The 23,548-nt window shown below is 37.0% G+C and carries 23 protein-coding genes; 22 read left to right on the forward strand and 1 reads right to left on the reverse strand.

The genetic code is table 11. From position 1 onward, the window contains the following. Window positions 1-9 precede the first annotated feature (9 nt). Genes OB69_RS08145 through OB69_RS08245 form a run of 21 tightly spaced genes read left to right on the forward strand, consistent with a single transcriptional unit; the run spans window position 10 to window position 22,179 of the window. Complete coding sequence (locus OB69_RS08145) at window positions 10-840, forward strand: polysaccharide biosynthesis/export family protein (protein WP_053223208.1); 831 nt, start codon at window positions 10-12, stop codon at window positions 838-840. A 4-nt stretch (window positions 841-844) separates the two neighbouring features. Beyond that, the gene (locus OB69_RS08150) at window positions 845-3,262 is read left to right on the forward strand and encodes a GumC family protein (protein ID WP_053223209.1); all 2,418 of its coding nucleotides are present in this window, start codon (window positions 845-847) and stop codon (window positions 3,260-3,262) included. Then, window positions 3,262-3,627: an EamA family transporter gene (locus OB69_RS08155; protein WP_053223210.1), complete on the forward strand. Its 366-nt coding sequence runs from the start codon at window positions 3,262-3,264 to the stop codon at window positions 3,625-3,627. Before OB69_RS08150 ends, OB69_RS08155 begins: the two co-directional genes overlap by 1 nt. Window positions 3,628-3,630: 3 nt before the next feature. Then, the gene (locus OB69_RS08160) at window positions 3,631-4,323 is read left to right on the forward strand and encodes a WbqC family protein (protein ID WP_053223211.1); all 693 of its coding nucleotides are present in this window, start codon (window positions 3,631-3,633) and stop codon (window positions 4,321-4,323) included. After that, on the forward strand, window positions 4,320-5,243 hold the full coding sequence (locus OB69_RS08165) for a glycosyltransferase family 2 protein (RefSeq protein WP_053223212.1): 924 nt from the start codon (window positions 4,320-4,322) through the stop codon (window positions 5,241-5,243). The genes OB69_RS08160 and OB69_RS08165 overlap by 4 nt, the downstream gene beginning before the upstream one ends. After that, window positions 5,233-5,859 (forward strand): class I SAM-dependent methyltransferase, encoded by a 627-nt coding sequence (locus tag OB69_RS08170; protein WP_053223213.1) that lies wholly within the window; start codon window positions 5,233-5,235, stop codon window positions 5,857-5,859. The genes OB69_RS08165 and OB69_RS08170 overlap by 11 nt, the downstream gene beginning before the upstream one ends. Then, window positions 5,856-6,617 (forward strand): formyltransferase family protein, encoded by a 762-nt coding sequence (locus OB69_RS08175; protein ID WP_053223214.1) that lies wholly within the window; start codon window positions 5,856-5,858, stop codon window positions 6,615-6,617. The genes OB69_RS08170 and OB69_RS08175 overlap by 4 nt, the downstream gene beginning before the upstream one ends. After that, on the forward strand, window positions 6,571-7,749 hold the full coding sequence (gene rffA / locus OB69_RS08180) for a dTDP-4-amino-4,6-dideoxygalactose transaminase (protein ID WP_245620792.1): 1,179 nt from the start codon (window positions 6,571-6,573) through the stop codon (window positions 7,747-7,749). Before OB69_RS08175 ends, rffA begins: the two co-directional genes overlap by 47 nt. Next, entirely contained in the window at window positions 7,728-8,540 is an 813-nt protein-coding gene (locus OB69_RS08185; RefSeq protein WP_053223216.1) for a class I SAM-dependent methyltransferase, read from the forward strand. The genes rffA and OB69_RS08185 overlap by 22 nt, the downstream gene beginning before the upstream one ends. A gap of 38 nt (window positions 8,541-8,578) precedes the next feature. After that, window positions 8,579-10,195 carry a hypothetical protein gene (locus tag OB69_RS08190; protein WP_053223217.1) on the forward strand — a complete coding sequence of 539 codons (1,617 nt, stop codon included), beginning with the start codon at window positions 8,579-8,581 and terminating at the stop codon, window positions 10,193-10,195. A 37-nt stretch (window positions 10,196-10,232) separates the two neighbouring features. Continuing rightward, window positions 10,233-12,017, forward strand: a complete 1,785-nt coding sequence (locus OB69_RS08195; protein WP_221404862.1) for an ABC transporter ATP-binding protein — start codon at window positions 10,233-10,235, stop codon at window positions 12,015-12,017. Between the two features lie 26 nt (window positions 12,018-12,043). Further along, window positions 12,044-13,039, forward strand: coding sequence for an N-acetylneuraminate synthase family protein (locus OB69_RS08200; protein WP_053223219.1), 996 nt, complete (start codon window positions 12,044-12,046; stop codon window positions 13,037-13,039). Further along, complete coding sequence (neuC, locus tag OB69_RS08205; protein ID WP_053223220.1) at window positions 13,036-14,193, forward strand: UDP-N-acetylglucosamine 2-epimerase; 1,158 nt, start codon at window positions 13,036-13,038, stop codon at window positions 14,191-14,193. Before OB69_RS08200 ends, neuC begins: the two co-directional genes overlap by 4 nt. Before the next feature lie 38 nt (window positions 14,194-14,231). Further along, a complete protein-coding gene (locus tag OB69_RS08210) occupies window positions 14,232-14,915 on the forward strand; it encodes an acylneuraminate cytidylyltransferase family protein (protein WP_053223221.1) in 684 nt (227 codons plus the stop codon). Beyond that, window positions 14,915-16,630: an asparagine synthase (glutamine-hydrolyzing) gene (gene asnB, locus OB69_RS08215; protein ID WP_053223222.1), complete on the forward strand. Its 1,716-nt coding sequence runs from the start codon at window positions 14,915-14,917 to the stop codon at window positions 16,628-16,630. Before OB69_RS08210 ends, asnB begins: the two co-directional genes overlap by 1 nt. Window positions 16,631-16,653: 23 nt before the next feature. Then, window positions 16,654-17,523 (forward strand): hypothetical protein, encoded by an 870-nt coding sequence (locus OB69_RS08220; RefSeq protein ID WP_053223223.1) that lies wholly within the window; start codon window positions 16,654-16,656, stop codon window positions 17,521-17,523. A gap of 34 nt (window positions 17,524-17,557) precedes the next feature. Continuing rightward, entirely contained in the window at window positions 17,558-18,454 is an 897-nt protein-coding gene (locus OB69_RS08225) for a glycosyltransferase family protein (protein ID WP_157608514.1), read from the forward strand. A gap of 36 nt (window positions 18,455-18,490) precedes the next feature. Further along, complete coding sequence (locus OB69_RS08230; protein ID WP_053223225.1) at window positions 18,491-19,636, forward strand: glycosyltransferase family 4 protein; 1,146 nt, start codon at window positions 18,491-18,493, stop codon at window positions 19,634-19,636. Continuing rightward, on the forward strand, window positions 19,633-20,382 hold the full coding sequence (locus tag OB69_RS08235; protein ID WP_053223226.1) for an acylneuraminate cytidylyltransferase family protein: 750 nt from the start codon (window positions 19,633-19,635) through the stop codon (window positions 20,380-20,382). Before OB69_RS08230 ends, OB69_RS08235 begins: the two co-directional genes overlap by 4 nt. Next, window positions 20,372-21,301: a phosphoglycerate dehydrogenase gene (locus OB69_RS08240; RefSeq protein ID WP_053223227.1), complete on the forward strand. Its 930-nt coding sequence runs from the start codon at window positions 20,372-20,374 to the stop codon at window positions 21,299-21,301. The genes OB69_RS08235 and OB69_RS08240 overlap by 11 nt, the downstream gene beginning before the upstream one ends. After that, window positions 21,298-22,179: an NAD-dependent epimerase/dehydratase family protein gene (locus OB69_RS08245; protein ID WP_053223228.1), complete on the forward strand. Its 882-nt coding sequence runs from the start codon at window positions 21,298-21,300 to the stop codon at window positions 22,177-22,179. The genes OB69_RS08240 and OB69_RS08245 overlap by 4 nt, the downstream gene beginning before the upstream one ends. A 163-nt stretch (window positions 22,180-22,342) precedes the next feature. Here the strand turns inward: OB69_RS08245 and OB69_RS08250 are convergent, their stop codons facing one another. Continuing rightward, window positions 22,343-22,642: a GIY-YIG nuclease family protein gene (locus tag OB69_RS08250; RefSeq protein ID WP_053223229.1), complete on the reverse strand. Its 300-nt coding sequence runs from the start codon at window positions 22,640-22,642 to the stop codon at window positions 22,343-22,345. A gap of 240 nt (window positions 22,643-22,882) precedes the next feature. Here OB69_RS08250 and OB69_RS08255 point away from each other — a divergent pair, with 240 nt between their 5' ends. After that, a complete protein-coding gene (locus OB69_RS08255) occupies window positions 22,883-23,545 on the forward strand; it encodes an HAD family hydrolase (protein ID WP_071426743.1) in 663 nt (220 codons plus the stop codon). The last annotated feature ends 3 nt before the right edge of the window (window positions 23,546-23,548 follow it).

The raw sequence follows: 23,548 nt of genomic DNA on the forward strand, positions 1-23,548 counted from the left end.
ACTGAACAAATGGTGAAGAAAATTTTAGGTTTGGTTGTATTAATAGCGATTGTGTCTTCTTGTATTCCGAATGAGAAGATTATTCTTTTTCAAAATAAGGAAGGAGTTGATGAACTAGGACTAGATACATTAATTACTCCACCTAGGTCTGAATATTATTTGCAGCCTAGAGATATTCTTTCCATTAATTTCTTCTCTAATGTAGAAACAGCTGTGGAGCCTTTTAGGCAATCCACTGCGGATGTTATCGCAACTACAGGTTCAGGTCAAGGTCAGCAAGGAGGCGGACAGGGGGGGGCGCAAGGTGGTCGTCAGTCATTAGGGCAGACTTTTGTTATTGATAATAATGGGTTTTTACTCATCAACACGCTAGAACCACTTAGAGCTAGCGGTTTAACAACCAAAGCTTTGAAGGATAGCTTAGAAAGTGTAATTAGAAGAGTTAAGGGTGTGAAAGATATTTCTGTGAATGTGAGTTTAGCTGGTATTAGGTATACTACCACCGGTGAAATAGGAGGAGGACAACAGCTAATAGTAGGGAGTGAGGCAAATCTTTTGGAAGCCATAGCCAATGCTGGAGGTTTTACCATTAATGCCGACAGGCAGAAAGTGCAAGTGTTACGAAATTATGAGGGGGGAGTGAAATGGCATGAGATAGATGTAACCCAAAGAGATTTAATGCTTACAGAGTTTTGGTACGTTAAACCTGGAGATATTATTTATGCACCTCCTTTAAAATTGCGTGAAATTGGAGCTGGAGATAACTTTCTTTCCCAATTGGGTGTGGTTGTTGGATTGATTTCCACTGGAATTTTTCTTATCAGTTTAACAAGTAACTAGCAGCATGGAAGATTTTGAAGACCTTTTCGGTCAGGGAGAGAGTAAAACAAAAACGGCAGCTTTTAACCCAAAAGAGGTGGTTTTTAAGTACATCCGCTTATGGCCTCTTTTTATCATCTCCATATTTATGCTATTACTTACTGTATATATCTATCATAGGTATACTACAGAGAAGTTCAGTGTAAGCAATACCATTTTAATTCCTGAACAGAATAGAGATATTGACCAAAGTATTTTAGCCCAGTTTAGTTTCGATTTCGGAGCAGTTTTCTTAAATGAAATTGAAATTCTAAAATCAAAACCACTCACAAGGGATGCTTTAGATAGCCTTAATTTTGATGTGTCTTATTATTCTAAGGGTAGAATAAAAACGATTGAAGAATACAGAACCCTACCTTTTGTTATACATTACGATAAGAGTCATCCTCAGCCTTATGACCAGGAATGGAGACTTACTTTCTACGAGGGAAACCAGTTTAGTGTATCTAAAGCTGGAGAAGAGGTTCAAGAATCTCCTATCAGATTCCGTCCCGATGGTTGGATTGAGAGCAGCCAATATCGATTCAAACTGGAATTTAAAAACTATACTGATTTAGCTGGTAAGACTTACTATTTCAAAATTCATAGTACAGAAAACCTGATTGATAGCTTTCAGAGTCGATTGAATGTAACCTATTTAAAAGCCTTTAGTTCCATTGCGGTACTTACGCTTACTACAGATGTGCCACAGAAGGGTGTTGACTTTCTTAATAAACTATTGGAAGTATACCAGAAAAGGGAACTTGCCTTGAAAAACAGTAAGGCAGAGAAAACCATAGAATTTATAGATAGCCAAATGGATACCCTTGAAGGTCAATTGGCGACTTTAAGCGAAGAAAGATCTAAGTATAGAATTGATAACAGGTTTTTAGATTTGGGAAGCAAGGGTACTGAACTATTGTCAAAGATAAATGAATCCGATTTTGAGATAAGGAAGTTGGAGCGTCAGGTTGAGTTTTTAAATGAGTCGCTTAATAAAATTGAAAGTAACGATGGCCTTCAAGATTTGATTTCTCCGTCTCTATATGGTATTGAGGATGTATACATGAATCAGTTTACAGACCAAATCAGTGAGCTTACCTTAGAGCGATCGGGGTTACTTCAATACCTAGAACCATATAACAGTGCAATTCAAACTTTAGATGAACAAATTAACCAAGTTAAAAGGAACTTGAAAAGTTATGTGAAGCTTAAGATTGAGGAGCTTGAAGGACAACTCAAGGCCTATCAAGATGAGAATAAGTTGGTTGAATCTGACTTTAAAGATTACCCTGTAATAGAACAAGGTTATTTGGAAATTGAGAGAAGGTTTAATATTGTTAATGGAATTTACACCAACTTGCTTCAGCGCAGGCAGGAAGCAGCGATTGTATCGGCTTCGAATGTGGCCAACTCTGAAGTGGTAGACCCTGCTGTTTTACCTTCAAAACCATTCTTTCCTAATTATCAGTTAAACTATTTGGTGGGAGGCGCATTAGGTTTGATTCTTCCATTATTGTTTATTGTTATCAGAGAACTTACGTTCAACCGAATCGAAACCAGAGGCCAAATTGAGCGCATTACCTCCATTCCTATTATAGGGGTGATTGGGCATAACGAGCAAAAATCTAATTTGGCCATATTTGATAAGCCTAAATCTATTATTGCAGAAACTTTCCGTTCCTTGCGTTCTAACCTTCAGTATTTTAGTAGTGAAAAGGAGCTGCAAACCATTTTAGTTACCTCTGGCTCATCGGGCGAGGGTAAATCTTTCTGTTCTACCAATTTAGCTTCTATTATGGCCATTAGCGGCAAGAAAACCGTATTGCTAGGTTTGGATTTAAGGAAACCTAAACTTTTTGACGATTTCGGCTTAACCAACGATATAGGAGTTTCGAATTACCTTGGGGGATTTGTTGAAATGGAGGATATTATTATCCACACTGAATTCAATAACTTAGATGTTATTTTTGGAGGGCCAGTACCACCCAATCCTGCGGAACTTTTAATGGGGCAGAAAATGGAAAAACTGATGGCTTACTTAAAGTCTAAGTATGAAATCATTATCATAGATACCCCTCCAATTGGTATTGTTTCCGATACTTTTAACCTGCTTAAATATGCCGATATTAGTTTGTATTTAGTGCGCCACCTCTATACCCAACAAGATTCGCTAAAACCACTTAACGAGTATGTAGAAAAAGGAATTATCAAAAATATGGCATTAATCCTCAACGATTTTAAATCTCGTACGGGTTACGGTTATGGCTATAACTACGGCTATGGTTATGGTTACGGTTATGGTTATGGTTACGGCTATGGAAATCAATATGGTGGTGGGTATTATGAAGAATCGCCTAATAGTAAGTCAAAGGGTTTGATCAAAAGGTTAACCAAAAAGTAATGAACGCCTATTTTGCAGTTATTGTTACACTATTCTTGACGGTATATGGTCAGCTTATTTTGAAGTGGCGAATTTTGAAATATGGAAGTTTACCAGAGGAATTAAAACCAAAAATTCTATTTTTATTTAAGCTATTTCTTGATCCATATATTTTATCAGGTTTTTTCGCTGCCTTATTAGCCTCTGTACTTTGGATGGCAGCCATGACTAAACTTGAACTTTCCAAAGCATACCCTGTAATGAGTTTGGCGCCAGCGTTAGTGTTTTTCTTAAGTATTTTGTTTTTGAATGAGAGTTACTCACATGGGAAATTGGTTGGACTTTTATTAATTGGGTTAGGGGTAATTGTTACTTTTAAGTTTTAACATTTGAATATCGTAATTACACAATCGAACTATATTCCTTGGAAAGGATACTTTGACGCTATAGCGATCGCTGATTATTTTGTGGTTTTTGATGAAATGCAATATACCCGTAGGGACTGGAGGAATCGTAACAAAATCAAGACCCCTCAAGGGTTGAAATGGCTAACAGTTCCTGTTGAAGTAAAGGGTAAATTCTATCAGAAAATCAATGAAACAACAGTTGTGGATTCGAGTTGGACATCTTTACATTGGAAAAGTATATGTCATAATTACTCCAAAGCGCCTTTCTTTCAACAAACCAAGGAAATGGTTGAGGACTGGTATAAGCAAGCCGCTTTAGCGAACACTATTACTGAGGTAAACTTGATTTTTCTCCGTGGAATTTCCGATTTTTTGGGATTCAAAACGAAATTTCTATTCTCTAAAGATTTTGAACTGCTTGAAGACAAGACGGAAAGATTGATACATATTTGTAAACAGCTAGATGGTAAACAATATTACACTGGAGCTGCAGCAAGGGCATATATGAACGAAGGCCTTTTTGAAGAAGCTGGTATTGGCTTAAACTATTTTGATTATAGTGGTTATCCCGAGTACCTACAATTACATGGTGGTTTTGAACATGGTGTTAGTATTCTTGATATGATTTTCAATCTGGGTGATGAGACTAGACATTATTTAAAGATCCAATCATGAAGTTATCAATTATAAGCCCTGTATACCAAGCTGAAGAAATTGTTGATGAACTCATTTTGAGGATTACTCAAGAGGCATCTAAAATCACTGATGACTTTGAAATACTTTTAGTTGAAGATGGGAGTGCAGATAATAGCTGGTCAAAAATCAAGAATCATTGTAAACACAATTCACATGTTGTTGGAATTAAACTAAGTAGAAACTTCGGGCAGCATTACGCAATAACTGCAGGAATCCAAAGAGCAAAAGGTGATTACATTATACTCATGGATTGTGATTTACAAGATAACCCAAAATATTTTTCATTATTAATTGAGCAAGCCGAAATTGGTTTTGATATTGTATTTACAAAAAGGGAAAAACGTAAGCATGGCTTTTTCAAAAGCGTCAATTCTAATTTGTATAATTTATTATTTAGACTGTTTTCGGATAGAAGATATGACGTGAATGCAGGATCATTAATACTTTTTACCAAGAGGATTGGTCTTGAGTTTCTGAAAATAAAAGACAAGGATAGACTTTATTTACAAATTTTTAAATGGCTCGGTTTTCGCAATACGACCATAGAAGTGGAACACGAACCTCGATATTCAGGTAAATCGAGTTATAAGTTTCTGGATTTACTTAAGCTGGGTTTGCAAGGCTGGACTTCGCATTCGGATAAGCTTTTGAAAATGAGCGTTTATATTGGTTTCTTCATGGCACTCTTTTCATTTGTTTCTTCACTGGTTATTCTTGTTGCTACTTTTATCGGGTCATTCCAACCAGGATGGCCAAGCTTGATTGTTGTTATTTTCTTTTCAACAGGTCTTATTTTATTGAGTATCGGAATTGCTGGCATTTACATCGGTAAAACTTTTGATCAAGTTAAGGATAGACCGCTTTTCATTATAGAAGAAGAATTGAATTATGAAGGATAATATTCTATCTGCTGTGAATGATTACTATACGGAAAAAGTAGTTAAACATGGCGGGACAGCCTTAGGAGTTGATTGGAACTCTAAAGAGTCTCAATATTTACGTTTTGAACAACTAAGCAAAGTAATTCAAGCACAGCACTATTCTATACTCGACTATGGCTGCGGCTATGGTGAGTATGTGAATTTTATTGGTGCTGATAACATTGATTCCTGTAGAATTAGCTATACCGGCTATGATATTTCCAGAGAAATGATTCTCAAAGCGGAGACATCGTTTGGTCATTTGAAAGGTGTTCAATTTGAGTCTGCTTTAAGTAACTTGAAACATGACTATGCCATTGCAAGTGGTTTGTTTAATGTTAGGTTAAATATTACCGATGACTCAACTTGGTATGATTATATTTTAGAAACTATAAAAACATTGGATAATTATTCAGAAAAAGGTTTTGCTTTTAACGCTCTCACATCATATTCAGATCCAGAGTTCATGAAAGACTATCTATTTTATGCTGACCCACATAAGTTATTTAATTATTGTAAAACAAAATTCTCTAAAAATGTTGCCCTCTTACATGATTATGACCTTTATGAATTTACCATTATTGTTAGGAAATGAGAATTATACCCTTTGCAGACCATAAGATTGGTTATGATTGTGTGGAGTATTTATTGCATTTAGAGGGAATTGGTAAAGTAGAAATTCCATTTTTGGTTACTACCTCTAATAATGAAAATAATTGGTGGCCATCTCTTGCCAGCCTTGCTTCTGAAAAATCAATCCTGATTTTTGAACCGGATAAGCCTATTGATGATTTCATATTTGATGATATTGACTTTGTTTTTCTAATTTCTTGGAAATACCTAATGCCAAAATCATTTGTAAACCATTATGATGTTATTATTAACCTTCATTATAGTCTTTTGCCTAAGTTTCGAGGTGTTTATCCTGTTAATTGGGCGATAATTGAAGGTGAAGAAAAAACAGGAGTTACATTTCATTCTATTAATAACTGTATTGATAGAGGACATCTGTTGGCTCAACGAGAAGTAGATATTGTTGAGAATGATACTTCTTATAGCTTATTACAAAAACTAGATATTATTGCTTTTGATTTATTTCAAGCAATAATTACTGAACAGATATTGTCTGGAAATATCTGTTTTATTAATGTTTTGCCAGATGAGTCTGCTTATTATTCAAGAATTAAGTTTAATGAAAAAGCAAAACTCTCTTTACAAGAGAATATGAAGATAGGTGATATTCTAAATATCTTAAGGGGATATACTTTTAAAGACGGTACCTCTTCTGCTTATTTTATCGGTAGAAATGGCAAGAAATATTGGGTCTCAATTGATATTAAAAGTGATGAATAATATCCCATTCAATAAACCATATCTAACTGGTAAAGAAGCACATTATATTTATCAAGCTGTTTATTCAGGGAAAATATCAGGCAATGGTATCTATACCAAGAAATGTCATGAGTTCTTTAATGATAAATATGGGTTTGAGCAGTGCCTGTTGACTACCTCATGTACAGATGCCTTAGAGATGGCTGCTATTCTTTTAGATATTAAGGAGGGCGATGAAGTGATTATGCCCTCCTATACGTTTGTGTCTACGGCCAATGCTTTTGTACTTCGTGGTGCGAAAATTATTTTTTGTGATTCTAGAATTGATCATCCAGGCATGGATGAGTCACAAATTGAGGCCTTAATTACACTCAAAACTAAGGCGATAGTAGTGGTTCATTATGATGGAGTTGCCTGTGATATGGATTTGGTAATGGATATTGCTAACAGGCATAATCTGTATGTAGTAGAAGACGCAGCGCAGGCCATTGATAGCTATTACAAAGGTCGCCCTTTAGGCGGTATTGGTCATTTGGCGGCTTTTTCTTTTCATGAAACCAAAAACATCATTAGCGGAGAGGGAGGAATGTTGGTTGTTAATGCGCCAGAATTTGCAAAGCGGGCAGAAATCATATGGGAAAAGGGCACTAATCGTTCTGCTTTTTTTCGTGGAGAGGTAGATAAGTACAGTTGGGTGGATGTGGGCTCATCTTTTTTGCCATCTGAGCTTATTTCGGCTTTTTTATATGCTCAATTAGAGAACTTGGATGATATTCAACAAAAACGAAAACAACACTGGACTCAATATGAATCTGAACTCAAAGGAGGAGGTCTGACAGGGATTCAACTGCCGCAGCTACCACCCTTCGCCTCCAATAATGCTCACATGTTCTATTTGTTGTGTGAAAGCAGCCAGTTTAGAGAAGGCCTTATTGATCATTTAAAAACATCTGGCGTTTATGCAGTTTTCCACTATTTGTCACTTCATAAAAGCCCGTTCTATCTAAACAAACACGATGGAAGGGAATTGCCAGAGACGGATAGGTATTCAGAAAACCTAGTCCGTTTACCGCTTTACTATCAATTGGAAGCTAACCAAATTACTAAAATCACACAACTAATCATTCAGTTTTGCAATTCTTATCACAATTAAAAGAGGAAGGCGGTATTTGGTACAGCCCAGGTACAGATGTTATTTCATATCCAGAAGAAGGTAACTCACTTTGTTACCAGTTAGAAGATAAGAGTTATTGGTTTGCCCATCGAAACTCCTGCCTTTCCTATTTGATAAAAAAATACTCAAACGAGGGCATATTTGCAGACGTTGGTGGGGGGAATGGCTTTGTAAGTGCTATGCTTCAAAAGAATGGACATAAGGTAGTATTGGTAGAACCGGGTGAGACGGGTTGTTTAAATGCCAAGAAACGAGGTATTGAAAATGTAGTCTGTGCCAGATTAGAAGACATTGATTGGGCGGAAGGTGAATTGCAAAATGTTGGGGCTTTCGATGTGGTAGAACATATAGAAGACCATGAAGGTTTTTTGAATACAATACATGCTGCTTTAGCAGAAAATGGGAAACTATTTATTACAGTGCCCTCTTTTCAGTATCTGTGGTCAAAAGAAGATGTTGATGCAGGCCATTACAGAAGATATACCAAGCAATCAATGGCGGAATTGCTATCAAAGACAGGCTTTGAACTGATTTATGATAACTATTTATTTAAGTCCCTGCATTTCCCTATTTACTTAATGCGCACTATTCCTTCAAAACTAGGGCTAAGAAAAAATAGCCCAGAAAATTCAGCCAATGAACATGGCACCGAAGGCGGTTTGATGATAAGGTTCATAAACAAAATGCTGAAGAAAGAGCTCGCCAATGTAAAATCAGGAAAGAAGTACAGCTTGGGGAGTAGCTTGGTTGTAGTGGCTGTTAAAAGATGAATTTTGTATTCAGTATATAAAACATAAGCGAAGGTTATATGGCAAGGCTTAAATTGAAACACCACAGGTCACCATTCCTCTTTACCATTATAGGCATTTATGTTCTATCTAACTTTTTGATGCTTATTAATGGCGGTGTTTTTTGGGATGACTGGATTCTTTATGATATGCCTAAATCAACTGTGCTACAGGTTTTTACTGATGTAGGGGCACCATATATAGGTGTATTACACAACTTCCTTAACAGTTTTGATAATCCTGTCTTTATGTATAGGGTTATAACGCTGTCTTTGCAAATTGCATCAGTGCTAATTTTGAACAGAATTCTTGTTTATATCCGGGTCACTGACAAATATGATAGGTTCTATGTTTTAATGCTTTTTGCCTTAGTTCCATTCTATGCATCTAAGGTTACGTTAATAATGCTTCCAGCTACTTTGAGTTATGCTATTTTTATATTCGCCTTCTACCTATTGATGCGCTATTTGAGCCAAAAGCTTTTATACCTTAGACTTTTATCATTGATGCTCTTTTTTGTTTCTTTTTCATTGAACTCATTACTGGTTTTTTATGCTGTTCCAATTTATTTTTTGGTGAGTGACCGTAGTCCTAAAAAACTATTTGACTTTAAGATTTCTTATTACATTGATTTCCTAAGGACGCATAAATATTTAAAAATATTAGATTTTTTATTGCTCCCTTTTATTTTTTGGGTAGTTAAGAAATTGGCTTTTCCATTAGGAGGAGCCTATCTCAATAAGAGTTACAATGAACTGAGTATAAAAGCTCTATTGAAGTTCCCACTACGTTTTTTAGAGACGGTAAAGAACTCTTTCTTGGGAGTTTTTTCTGAGTTCTACAGCTACATAGCAATAGACTTATTTTATGGTTTGTTATTTATAGGGGTATTAATGGTTGGGGTTATCTCAAGTAAATTCATTTTTTCTAATAGAGCCGCTAGAGTTGAAAGTAGGGTTGAATCATCCAAGAAATTTCTTGTGGTAGGTTTTATTGTTTTTTTATTAGGGAGTCTCCCCTATATTTTAGTTAAGAAAATTCCTTCTTTCGAAGGTTATGAAACCAGACATCAAGTTTTGTTGTCCTTGGGGTTCTCTCTTTTAATGTTTGGGTTTTTGCTTTTAATTAAAAATAATGTGGTTCGGAGGCTATTTTTTTATGTAACAATTTCAGTTTTTGTTACTTGTACTCTCGCCTTTCAATTACAATACTTAAAGGGATGGTTAAAACAAGAAGCCATACATGGCATTTTTGCAAAGGAATTGACCGAAGATACAGCCAGCTTGATTATTGTTCATGACAGCACAAAAGTGTATAACGCAACCTCTAGAGATATTGCATTTTATAACTATAACGGAATAGCAAAGAAGGCTACTGGATTACAGCAATTTTTTATCATAGAGCAAGAGGAATATGATTCATATTTAATTGGAGAGACAACTTATGAAGGCCGTATGGAAGCTTTTAACATGCAAGATTATGAGATCGGCCACAAAGCTGCGTCTATAACCTTCAGTTTTGGGGATACAGCATTAGATGTATTGACAACATTGAGACTATCTCTTCTTTATCATACTGATTTGCCTTTATTTGAACAACAAGTAGAATCGATTTTAAGTTATGAGATTAATGAGTGATTACTTCCTAGAATAAATGGGATTGAAAACTAATTTGATGAATTATTTATTGGGCTTGACAAAAAGCTTTAGATTTTTTTATGCCTTTCTTAAGTATCGAATATTTATAATCTTAGGAGCAAGTGTTTTTGTAGGGATCCTAGATGGCTTTGGACTCGCAATGATTGTCCCGTTGTTAGAAGTTGTAGATAAAGGTGGTGAAGTGGAAGGTGATGAGCTTGGGAGCTTATCTTTTGTTTTGGATTTTTTGCGAGCCTTGAATTTGCCAATGGAAGTATCTACCATTGTTGTTGTGCTACTTCTATTTTTCATATTAAAGGGGGTGTTTAAATATCTTGAAGGGTTTTTTAGGGTTACTTATCAACAAAAATTCATGCGCATGATCAGGGATCAGAATGCAGATATGTTCTGTTATTATAAATATTCTGATTTTGTGTTATCTGATGCAGGAAGAATTCAAAATACGTTTAGTGCCGAAGTGCTAAGGGTTAATCAGGCTTTTCAAACTTATTTTTTATCTGCTCAAGCGCTAATCATGATATCTGTTTATCTAGGGCTAGCATTTGGTGTTAACCCGCTTTTTGCATTATTGGTTAGTATAGGAGGGCTTGCAACTAATGTCTTGTTCAAGAGGATTTATAAACAAACCAAGGTACTTTCTCGCCAACTATCTAATGAGGCTAACTCTTTTCATGGTATTTTGATGCAAATGGTGAATAATTTCAAGTATTTAAAATCAACGAGCTCAATTGTACCGTACACTGGTAAGCTAAAGCAACAAATCAAAGAAATTGAGAGAGTTCAAAAAAGGTTAGGTATATTAGATTCCATTCTCCAAGCGGCTCGTGAACCTTTGATAATTTTAGTCGTTGCTGGTGTAATATTTATTCAAGTTAACCTTTATGGTGACTCTTTAGGGTCAATAATTTTGAGCTTACTCTTTTTGTATAGGGCATTGAGTTTTGTGATGGCCATGCAAAAACAATGGAATGGATTTTTAGGTCATTCAGGTGCCTTAGATCAAATGGTTGAGTTTCGAGATGAGTTGCGTAATTCACAAGAGAGTTTCGGAGAAGTGGTTGTAGATAAATTTAGCAGAGATATAGAGTTGAGGAATGTCTCATTTTCTTATGATGACTTAACGGTTTTGAAAGGAGTTGATCTTACAATTGAAAAGAACGAATCCATTGCTGTTGTTGGTGAAAGTGGATCTGGTAAAACTACTCTAATTAATATACTATGCGGATTAATTAGACCAAGCTTTGGAACAATTAGTCTTGATGGAAATAATTACGAGGGTTTATATTTACCAAGCCTTCAAAAGCGAATAGGGTATATAACTCAAGAACCAGTTATATTCAGTGATACTATATTCAATAATGTAACATTCTGGTCCAAAAAAACACCTGAGATATTATTTCGCTTTCAAGAAGCACTTAAAAAGGCATCTATTTATGACTTTGTGAAGAGTTTGAAAAATACGGAAGAAACTATTTTAGGAACTTCTGGAATTAATTTAAGTGGGGGGCAGAAACAACGGCTTTCTATTGCTAGAGAGTTGTTCAAAAATGTTGATATTTTAATTTTGGATGAGGCAACTTCAGCACTTGATACAGAGACTGAAAAGGAGATTCAAGCGAGTATTGATGTTTTAAGAGGGGAATACACGTTGATTGTTGTTGCCCACAGACTATCTACGATTAGAAATGTTGATAGGGTTTTATTATTAAGTGAAGGAGAAATTAAAGAGCAAGGAACGTTTGATGAGCTTTATATTGACTCTGAGCGCTTTAAGAGGATGGTCTCCTCTCAAAATTACTAAATCATGGTAAAGTTATTAATAAGCGGATGTTTCTAATTGCGGAGATAGGTCAGGCCCATGACGGAAGTTTGGGACAAGCTCATTCATATGTGGAGGCTTTGAGAGGCACTGGAGTGGATGCTATAAAGTTTCAAACTCATATTGCTGAGGCTGAGAGTTCAATACATGAGCCTTTCAGAGTAAAATTTTCAAAGCAGGATGCTACGAGGATGGACTACTGGAAAAGGATGGAATTCACAGAATTACAATGGATTGATTTGAAAAAGCACTGTGATGATGCGGGGCTTGAGTTCATGTCATCACCTTTTAGTTGTGCTGCAGTGGATTTGCTCGAAAGGGTGGGGGTGAAGCGTTATAAAATTGGTTCAGGAGAGGTTAATAATTTCTTGCTTTTGAAGAAAATTGCGCAAACAGGTAAACCTATTATATTATCGTCAGGAATGAGCTCTTTGGACGAACTAGATTGTACCTTCGACTTTCTTTTAAAGTATAATAACCACGTTTCACTTCTACAGTGCACCACGGCCTACCCAACAAAACCTAAGCAATGGGGATTAGACCAAATTCCAGTTTTAAAGGATCGATATAAAATCCCAGTAGGATATTCAGATCATTCGGGAGACATCTTTGCTGCCATGGCGGCAGCTGCTTTGGGTGCTGAAATCTTGGAGTTTCATGTGGTATTTCATAGGCTTTGCTTTGGGCCAGATTCCAATGCAAGCATTTTGATAGATGATATTCCAAGAATGGTTAATGGTGTCCGTCAAATATTTGAGAGCCTAAGTCATAAGTCAGACAAGGCAAATATTGAAGAGTTTTCGGAATTAAAAAGAATTTTCGAGAAATCATTGGCAGTAAATAAAGATTTACCGGAGGGCCATGTACTTACATTTGATGATTTGGAGTCTAAAAAACCATCAGGCATGGGGATTCCCGCGAGTCGGTATTATGAAGTTTTAGGAAAAAAAATTTCAATAGCCTTAAGTCAATGGTCATTTCTAAATGAAGATAATTTATTATGAGTAAAAGAAAGATTTGTGTTGTAGTTACTGCTAGACCTTCATACAGTAGGGTTAAAACAGCCCTTACTGCAATTCAGAATCATCCTAATCTTGAGTTACAACTTGTTGTGGCTGGGTCAGCACTTTTAAGTAGATATGGTAGTGTTATAGATTATATTACGGATGATGGCTTTGAGATAACAGAGAAGGTATATGTAGTATTAGAAGGAGAGAATCCTACAGCTATGGCCAAAACTACAGGTCTTGCAGTAATGGAGTTGTCTACTGTTTTTAATAACCTTTTGCCTGATGTTGTTGTTGTAATTGCTGATAGATTTGAAACATTGGCGGTGAGTATTGCTGCGGCATATCAAAACATTCCGGTTGCACATATACAAGGTGGTGAGGTTACTGGTAATATTGATGAAAAGGTAAGACATGCGAACACGAAACTTGCGGATATTCATTTAGTGGCATCAGAAGATGCTAGAGAAAGAGTGTTGAAGATGGGAGAGGATGTGGAATACGTGTTCAATTCGGGATGTCCTTCAATGGATATAGCAGCGGAGATAAAGAAAGTGGAATGCTTGAATTTTGATCCGATTAAAGTGTACGGTGGAGTTGGATCGGAGATAGATTTTAAGAAGGATTATATAGTTGTAATGCAACATCCCGTTACTACGGAGTACACTCAGGCTAAGGAGCATGTTTGGAAAACATTGAACGCAATCACCGAGTTGGGTATTCAAACGTGCTGGTTCTGGCCAAACGTAGATGCTGGTTCGGATGGAACATCCAACAGTATTAGGACTTTCAGGGAAACTAGGAACCCTCAGAATATTCGATTTTTTAAAAATATAGAACCGAGACATTTTCTTATGTTACTCATGCAGTCAAAATGTCTTGTAGGAAATTCAAGTGTTGGTGTTAGAGAATGCGCTTTCCTTGGGGTACCAGTAGTTAATATTGGCACACGCCAGCATAATAGGCTGCGTGGCGCAAATGTCCTTGATGTAATCTATGATAAGGATGAGATTAAGAAGGCTATTCAAAATCAAGTTACTCATGGTAAATATGATCCAGAGTATATTTATGGAAAAGGTGATGCCGGTATTAGGATTGCAAATATTCTTTCAGAAGTAAAACTCCGATCTCATAAAACAATCAATTATTGATTCACAATTTTGTATAGCTATTTGAATTGTAATTCTCAATGAGGATACTCGGACTGATTCCTGCGCGTGGGGGCTCTAAGGGAGTTCCTAAAAAGAACATTAAATACCTGGGAGGTAAGCCTCTCATAGCATATTCTTTAGAGAGTGCTGCAAAGTCTAATTTAATTTCTAGCACTATTGTGTCTACCGATACAGATGAGATAGCCGAGGAGGCAAGAAAGTGGGGAGGACAGGTTCCTTTTCTTAGGCCGGGACATCTTTCCACTGATAAAAGCCCTACAGTTGATACAGTATTATATTGCTTGGGGGAATTGGAAAAAAATGGATTGCAGTTTGATGCCGTTTGTTTAATCCAGCCAACTACTCCGTTCCGTCCTGAAGGTTTTATAGATGAATGTATTAATAAGTTCATTTCATCAGAGAGCGATTCTTTAATATCCGTATTGGAAGTTCCCAAAGAATACAATCCTCATTGGGTTTTTGAACCAAACGTAAATGGTTACTTACAAATAGCGACAGGTGAAAGTGAGATAATTTCAAGAAGACAAAGTTTGCCAAAGGCTTTTATTCGAGATGGATCTGTTTACATCACAAAAACAGAAGTACTACTGCAGAATAAATCTTTATATGGAAATATTATTGCTTACCAGGAGTCAGACCCTCAATATTATGTTAATATTGACACTATGGACGATTGGATAAAGGCAGAAAGTATGTTGTAATGTGTGGAATAGCAGGATTTATATCAGAAGGTAAATACAATTTAAGAGACCTTAAAAGGATGCTCTGTATTCAGTCCCATCGTGGACCAGATTATACAGGCGTTTGGAACAGTGGCGAAATATTTTTAGGGCATAATAGACTTTCCATTATAGATATTACAACCGCAGGTAATCAACCCATGGTTTTTGAAAATGGGAGATATGTTCTGGCGTTTAATGGTGAAATATATAATTATAAAGAGCTTAGGGCTCAGATTTCAAAACGTTATCGATTTAAATCAAATTCTGACACGGAGGTATTGTTATATATGCTCATAGAGTATGGGGTTGATGCACTGTCAATGCTTGATGGTATGTTTTCGATTGCTTTTTGGGATAATGAGAAAGAAGAGCTTTTAATGGTAAGAGATCGTTTTGGTGTTAAGCCACTCTATTATCATTTGTCTGATGATGGTTTGATACTAGCCAGTGAAATAAAGGCTATTCATGAAGTAATCAATTGTAGGCTTCCTGAACTTTCTACTTGGGCATCATACTACACTAAAGGATTGTATGGTACAGAAAATGATACTTTCTGGAAAGGTATAAAGACGATTAAAGCAGGGCACTATTTATTGTATTCAAAAGGTAAGTGTGTTGAAAAAGAATGGTATTCTTTTCATGAAAGAACAATGGAATTGATGAATAGTAATCAGTTTATCAATAGATCAGATCAAGAGCATATTGATTTTTATGGTGAATTACTAGAGCGTTCCATTAATCGAAGATTCAGAGCAGACGTACCGGTTGGCTTTAATCTTAGTGGTGGTCTAGACTCCTCTGTTTTGTTAGGAAGCATTCATAGACTTTTTAAAGCGTCTAACGATATTAGGGCTTTTACATTTTTTTGTAATGATGATCGTTTCGATGAGCTGAAGTGGGTTAGAGAAATGAACCAAAACACGAACAAACCACTTTATGAGGTTATGCTTTTGGCAAAAGACGTGCCTCAACTTGTAGATAAAGTAAGCTATTATCAAGATGAACCGTATGGTGGTATACCTACATTGGCTTATTATTTAGTGTTTAAACAAGCCAGAGAGCGTGGAACTAAAGTGCTTCTAGATGGGCAAGGTATGGACGAACAATGGGCCGGCTATGACTACTTTCACAATAGTCTAGGACATGTGATTCAAGGAAGTAAATCAGACCCACTAAAAAGTGCGCTGCTTTCACAAGAATTCAAAGTAAATTCCTCTGTACCAGATTACCCTAAACCATTTGATTCAGACCTACTGAATTTACAATATCGTGACCTGTTTTTCACCAAATTACCAAGAGCACTGAAATTTAATGATCGAATCTCCATGGCTAACTCAACAGAACTGAGAGAACCTTTTTTAAACTTCGAAATGGTGGAGTATGCATTTTCATTGCCGGTTCATCTAAAGGTTCGTGATGGGCATGCAAAATGGGGGTTGAGGCAGATAGGGTTAAAATTGTTTGAAAATTCAATAGCATTAGCTCCAAAGCGTGCGGTACAGACGCCCCAAGTTGAATGGCTCAAAGGAGACCTTAAGGATTTTGTCATGGCATCTATAGAAGGACTGCTACGAAAAAAACCTGAGTGGTTTGATAAGCCTAATGTAGATGTCGAAGTTGATGCTTTTATGAAAGGTAAATATGATAATAGTTTTTTTATTTGGCAGCTAATTAACACTAATACGCTCTTTTAAAGTTTAATAGAAGTTACATTATCATGGGTAATTTAAAGGTTAGCATTAAAAATGAGTTTAAATATTTAATGAATAGGGCTGATAATCTTAGTTTAAGAAGGAGGCGGTACTTTGGTAAGTATTCTTTTAAACAACCATTTGATAAGCTATTTATTTTAGGAAGTGGTTTGACGATAAATGAATTAACGGAAAGTCAATTCAATCATATTAATCAGTATAGTTCTGTTGCGGTTAATTTTTTCATGGTTCATCCATTTAGGCCAAACTTTTATTTCATTGAGATTTCGCGAAACCATGAGGATAGAGAAATGTATTTTCACAACCTTTCATTGCGTAGTGATTTTGATCAAATAGATAAATTTTATTGCTTTCGCAAGGAGGATGACGGTTTAGATGAAAGACTTACTGATCTTTTTGATCCAGCTAGACTTTATTCTTATAGCCTTTTAAAGATGGGGAACTATGGTCGTAGGTTTAACTATCAGAAACTCTTATCAAAGTATTACCACACTAAATTCAATAATCGCTTTTTCACACCACAAGATTACTTCGATAGAGTTCTTAATAATGTTTCTTCAATAGAAAGGCTCTGTCAGTTTGGCTTGCAGGGAGGAGCAAAGGAAATTATTTTTTGTGGTGTCGATCTTAATAAGACAGATTGTTTTTATGATTCAGCAGATTTTATACCTTATCTTGATTTTAAGATACCCTATAGGCGATACAAGGATAAGAAAGTTCATACCACAAATGATAAATCTGAAGTCAACTTTACAGTGGAAGAGTTTTTGATAAGCCTCACAGAGTTGGTTGATACCAAGTTTTATGTTAGTTCTGCTAACTCGAAATTATCTAATTTTATGCCTGTTTATGATTTTGGAGAAAATGAACAATAATTATACGGGTGCACCCAAGGTACTGTTAACAATAATGAGCTACAACAGGGGAGCATTCTTAAAAAACCTCATTGACTCCATCTTAGCTAATTTTGAAATCACCTATGATCTATTGATTTATGACGACAATAGTGATGATTGCCTAACGCTGGGTGTACTCCATGAGTACAACAGATATGTAGCGAAAATTGAACTTAGCGGGAACAATGCTAAGCATAAGGGGCTTTATTCTAACATGCGCAGCGCTTACAATTTGGCCGCTAGCAAGGATTATGACTTACTCTTTATATTTCAAGATGATACACAGGTAATACGAAAGTTTGATAACCAAGAACTGAGTTCTATCCATGATTTCTTCAATTATCATGACAGTACCTATCAAATCGCTTGTACTTTTTTTAAAAAGAATCATCAAAAACCGTATGCAAATCTTCTAGACTATGATAAGGATTTTGACATGTTTACCCCCAAAGCATCGAATGAAAATTATATGCTTGGTATAGCCGACATGGGTATTTATGCTATGAACAAGCTAAAGAATAAAGGCTGGAAGTTTGAGGACTCAGAAGGAGTTAACCTTAAAAAGGGGATTGAACAAAATATGCATCGTGCTATTATGAGGTTTCCTTTTTTAGCTTTTTTGCCATGGCCTTCTGTTTATAGGTATAGCGGCACTATAATTAAACGCGCTTATCTTAAATTTTCCGATTGGTATTTTAATGCAGGATTTCATCCGCTTAATGTAATCAATGAACAGCAACAAAAGGTAATTTCAGAGAGGCGTGGTTTCGAAATTATCTTTGAAGATGATATTCTTCAGTTGCGTGGTGGTTATAAGTTGACAGAGCCTTGGAATTTTTATGCTTCTGTCTTTGAATGGAAAAGACGAGCCAAGACAGTCCTAGGGTTGAAAAAATACAGAAGTGCTTAAGCATTTAAATGCTACCTAAATAACGACCCATTTTCATTGAAAATCGTTTACCTATCTGATTCTGCACTGCCCTCCAAAAGAGCCAATAGTGTTCATGTAATGCACATGTGTAATGCATTTAAAGCATTAGGTCATGAAACGGTACTTTTTGGATTAAGCGGTGAAAAAGCGAGCGCTGAAAAGATAATGCAGTGGTATGGAGTAAATGGCTTCCATATTAAGCTTACTTCACTAAGAATCCCAAAACTCACACTTTGGTGGCATGCTTGGAATATGCTGCGTGGCGTCAAAAAGTTAAAAACTGATGTGATTTTTGGGAGGTCGCTCTATGGTTGCTATGTATTAGCAAAAAATGGTTATAAAGTTTGCTTAGAAACGCATGACCCAATAAATGCGCTGACCAAAAAGCAACGAGAGATTTTCATAAAGCTTTTGAAATCACCAAATTTGATTGGGATTGTGGTGATATCTGAAGCATTAAAGAATATTATTCTGAGTCAAACCGAATTGATTAGTGAGGATCGGGTTTTTGTAGCACATGATGGTGCTACCATTCAGAGTTTCACCGACAGTGATATAGCTTCCTATCCTTGGCCAAACTCAAAAAATGAGCGACTTCAAATAGGGTACGTTGGCACAATCTCTCAAGGGAGAGGTATAGAACTGATTGTTGAGCTAGCGAAGATGTTAGGCCAATTGGATTTTCATATTATTGGTGGAAGAAAAGAAGACCTAGTTAAAATAGGTTTAGTAGATACAGGCTCACTAGAAAATTTATTCTTTCATGGTTTTGTCTCCCCGAAAGAAGCTGCTTTGGCGCGAAAACGCTGTGATGTTCTCTTGGCGCCCTATCAAGAAAATGTAACATTAAAGAGTGGGAAGAATACAGCTAAGTATATGTCACCATTGAAGGTTTTTGAATATATGGAGGCGGGTAAAGCTATTATTGCTTCTGATTTGCCGGTGCTAAGGGAAGTGCTGACTGACGGAGAAAACTGCATTCTTATTGCCCCAACATCTATATCTGACTGGGTTAAGGAGATTGTATCCCTTTCTGAAAACAATACTTTACGCCAAGCACTAGGGGGTAAAGCATCTCAAAGTTTACATATGAATTACACTTGGGAGAAGAGAGCAGAACGTATCTTAGCTTTTATAAATGAGCAATTAGAAAAACAATGAACGTAGCCATTATCACTGCCCGAGCAGGCAGTAAATCCATTATCAATAAGAATATTCTAGAGGTCAAGGGCAAGCCATTGATCTATTATCCGATTAAGGCCTCACTCGATGCCTTAAAAATCGACAAAGTATTTGTCTCTACCGATGGAGAAGGAATAGCCGCAGCCGCTGAGAAATATGGGGCTACCGTTATTCCTCGTCCTGATGAATTGGGCGGAGACACCATCAACCACGGAGATGTAATTAAACATGCAGTGGAATGGGTAGACGAGCGCTATGAAAACCTTGAAAACGTGGTTTTGTTGTTGGGCAATACGGTTTATGTGGATGGAGATATCATTGATAAATGTCTTCAGAAATTAGATGACGAGAAGGAATTAGATTCTTGCATGACCGTTTGGGAAGCGCAGGACGATCACCCTTTGCGCGCCATGGAAATTACTGAAAATGGATTGTTAAGACCTTATGGCGGAGTAGAGCGCAATGTGTCTACCGAAAGGCAATCCTATCAAAAAGCCTATTATTACGATCAAGGCGTATGGGCTTTTAGAAAATACACAGTTCAGAGTCATGACGGGCCGAACCCTTGGTGGTGGATGGGCAAGAACTCAGCACCAATTATCCGTACTTGGGTTACCGGACGCGATATTCACACTTACTTCGATGTGGGCATCAGCGAATGGTGGTTAGAAGGACTCGATAAAATCAAAGAAGCACTAAAAAAATCTTCTGAAAATGGCCTATAAAATACTCACTACCACCTCTTCATACGGAAAAGTTGACCCTGCTCCTTTGGCATTATTGGAAGCAGAAGGATTTGAGGTTACTGTAAATCCCTATGGAAGAAAACTATCGGTGGAGGAATCTCAAGCAATTTTAAAGGATTATGATGGTTTAGTTGCGGGTACAGAAGCCTTGAATGCTGAGGTGCTCGGCTCGGCTGAAAACCTAAAGTACCTTTGTCGCTTAGGAGCTGGCATGGACAATGTAGATTTTGAAGCGGCTAAAAAGCTAAATATTACAGTTGAAAATACCCCAAGTGCCCATGTGGATGGGGTAGCAGAACTTACCTTAGGAGGTATTCTTTCGTGCATTAGAAGTATAGCCAACGCTCACACAAATATCACCAATGGTATTTGGGAAAAGCCAATGGGTACGCTGTTACAAGGAAAAACGGTCGGTATCATTGGTTTGGGCAGGGTAGGCTGTAGGCTTGTAGAGTTACTTAGCCCTTTCAAAGTAAAAGTATTGGCTTTCGATTTATACCAGAATACCGAGTTTGCTGAAAAGCATAATGTGTCTTTTGTAAGTATGGATGAATTGATCAGCTCATCGGATATTATCACGATTCATACTCCATATTCGCCAGAGGCCAAACATATGGTTAATGCTGAATTTTTAGGCAAGGCAAAAACCAACTTGTGCTTGGTCAATGCATCACGTGGCGGTTTGGTAGATGAGGCTGCATTACTGGATTTTTTGAGCGTAAATCCTGCCGCTTCTGCTTATCTTGATACTTTCGAAGAAGAGCCTTATTCTGGCCCATTAAGTAAAATGAAAAATTGTACGCTTACTCCTCATATCGGTTCTTATGCCAGCGAAGTAAGAATTAATATGGAAATGGAGGCAGCGCAAAACGTGATTAATTACTTCAAAAAGAAATGAGCAAAGTTTTAGTAACAGGAGGTGCTGGATTTTTAGGTAGCCATATAGCCGATGCGCTTTCGGATATCGGGCATGAGGTTACTATTTTAGACCAAGTAGAGTCACCTTATTTACGTGAAGACCAAAGTTTCATCAAAGGAGATGTTTGCGATGCCGAAAAACTCATCGAGCAACTTTCTGGATTTGAGTATGTGTATCACTTAGCCGCTCTAGCCGATTTGAATGCTGCCAAAGCACGACCTATTGAAACCGTAGCCATCAATATTCAAGGCACCGTCAATATGCTTGAGGCTTGTAGGGTGAATAATGTAAAGCGCTTTGTTTTCGGTTCTACTGTTTATGTGTACAGTCGCGAAGGTAGCTTTTACAGATGCAGCAAACAGGCCTGCGAAAACTATGTTGAAGAGTATTACAATCAATTTGGATTAGAATATACAATCCTCCGCTATGGGAGTTTGTATGGGCCACGTACCGACATGGCCAATGGAGTTTATCGTCTGCTTAAAAATTTCATGGATCAAACTGAAATGGAGCATAGTGGAAAATCAAGTGATAAGCGCGATTACATTCACGCCTATGATGCCGCTAGACTCAGTGCTTCTATTCTAGATGCCCAGTATGCCAATAAAAACTTGGTACTGACAGGTAATGATAAATTGGAAATTGCTGATCTCTATAAAATGTTTGGTGAGATACTGGGTAAAGAAGTGAAAGTGAGGTTTTTAGGCGATGAAGGCGCTACTAACGGACATTACAATATTACGCCCTACGCTTATACGCCTAAGATTGGTCATAAGCTAGTGTCAAACGAATATGTAGACATGGGGCAAGGGCTTATTCAGGTCATTGAAGAGATTGATTCAGGTTTATCAGAATGACGTTGAAAGTAACCGTCACGCTGAGGTTGAAGTTTGAAAAACGAAACCGCGAGCGTCTGTTAGTTTGAAGGTCAAGAGCTTAATATTGATGGATTCTCGCGGTCATTCACATTGTGTATCCACAAGTGAATTCCCTCAGAATGACGGAGAGAATGAGCAGTAATTACCAATTCAACACTTCGTTGGCCAAATCATCCCAATTAGGGTTAACCGAGCTAATAAGCTTTTCCTTATTAACTCTGGTCTTAGCTTTAATTACTTTTTCCCTTTGAATAGCTTCTTCAATAGAAGAAAAGTGCTCCATGTAAATAAGAACGGTCAAATTATATCGAGCAGTAAAGCTCTTTGGAAAGGTCTTATCTCGATGTTGTCTAATTCTAGCACCTAGATCGGAGGTGACACCCGTATACAGGGTTGTTTTATTTTTATTGGTCAAAATGTAAATTGAGCCACCGTAAGCCATAATTGAATTTATGAAAATTTAGGAAGAACTTTCTTTGAATGACGCTAAAGTAACCGTCACGCTGAGGTTGAAGCTTGAAAAGCGAAACCGCGAGCGTCTGTTAGTTCGGAGTAGTTAGTGCTAAGCATCTATACTCCGAAGCTTCGGAGCTTACGGTCATTCACGTTGTGTATCCACAAGTGAATTCCCTCAGAATGACGGTGAACTGGAGGTCAATAAGAATAAGAAACAAAACCAAAAATGATTCAAAAACCAATTTCATATACCGATTTAGCAAAATACAAATGCATGTTCTTCGATTTTGACGGAGTGGTGTTAGAGTCAGGGGATATTAAAACCGATGCTTTTGTTGAGCTTTATGTAGGCACAGGGTTTGAAGAACAAGTTAAAGCACATCATTTGGCCCATCAGGGCGTGGCCAGGTATGAAAAATTCAAATGGATTTCTGAAAACCTTTTAAATCAAGAGCATACCCAAGAAATGGGAGAGGAGCTGGGTAAACGTTTCTCTGAATTAGTAAAAGCTAAAGTATTGTCAGCACCCTTTGTTCCCGGATTTAGAGAATTGATCACCTTTATTAGGCAACAAAATATCTATTGTGTGGTGGCTTCTGGTACGCCTCAAGAAGAGTTAAGAGGTATTGTGATCGATCGCAAACTAAGTCCGTTCTTTGATGAAGTATATGGAAGCCCAAGAAAGAAAGCTGAGATTGCATTAGAAGTGATGGAGAGAAAGGGTCTTCAACCAAAAGACTGCCTCTTTTTTGGTGATGCCAGCACCGATCATCAAGCCGCAGCACAAACCGATATGGATTTCTTTGCTCGATTAACTCCAGAACTTTCCGATTATTGGGAGAAAGTTACCTATAAGTATGGCGCTAGCGATTTCTCTCAAGTTCAATAATTA

The sequence above is a fragment of the Roseivirga seohaensis subsp. aquiponti genome, from assembly GCF_001267955.1.
Lineage (GTDB): Bacteria > Bacteroidota > Bacteroidia > Cytophagales > Cyclobacteriaceae > Roseivirga > Roseivirga seohaensis.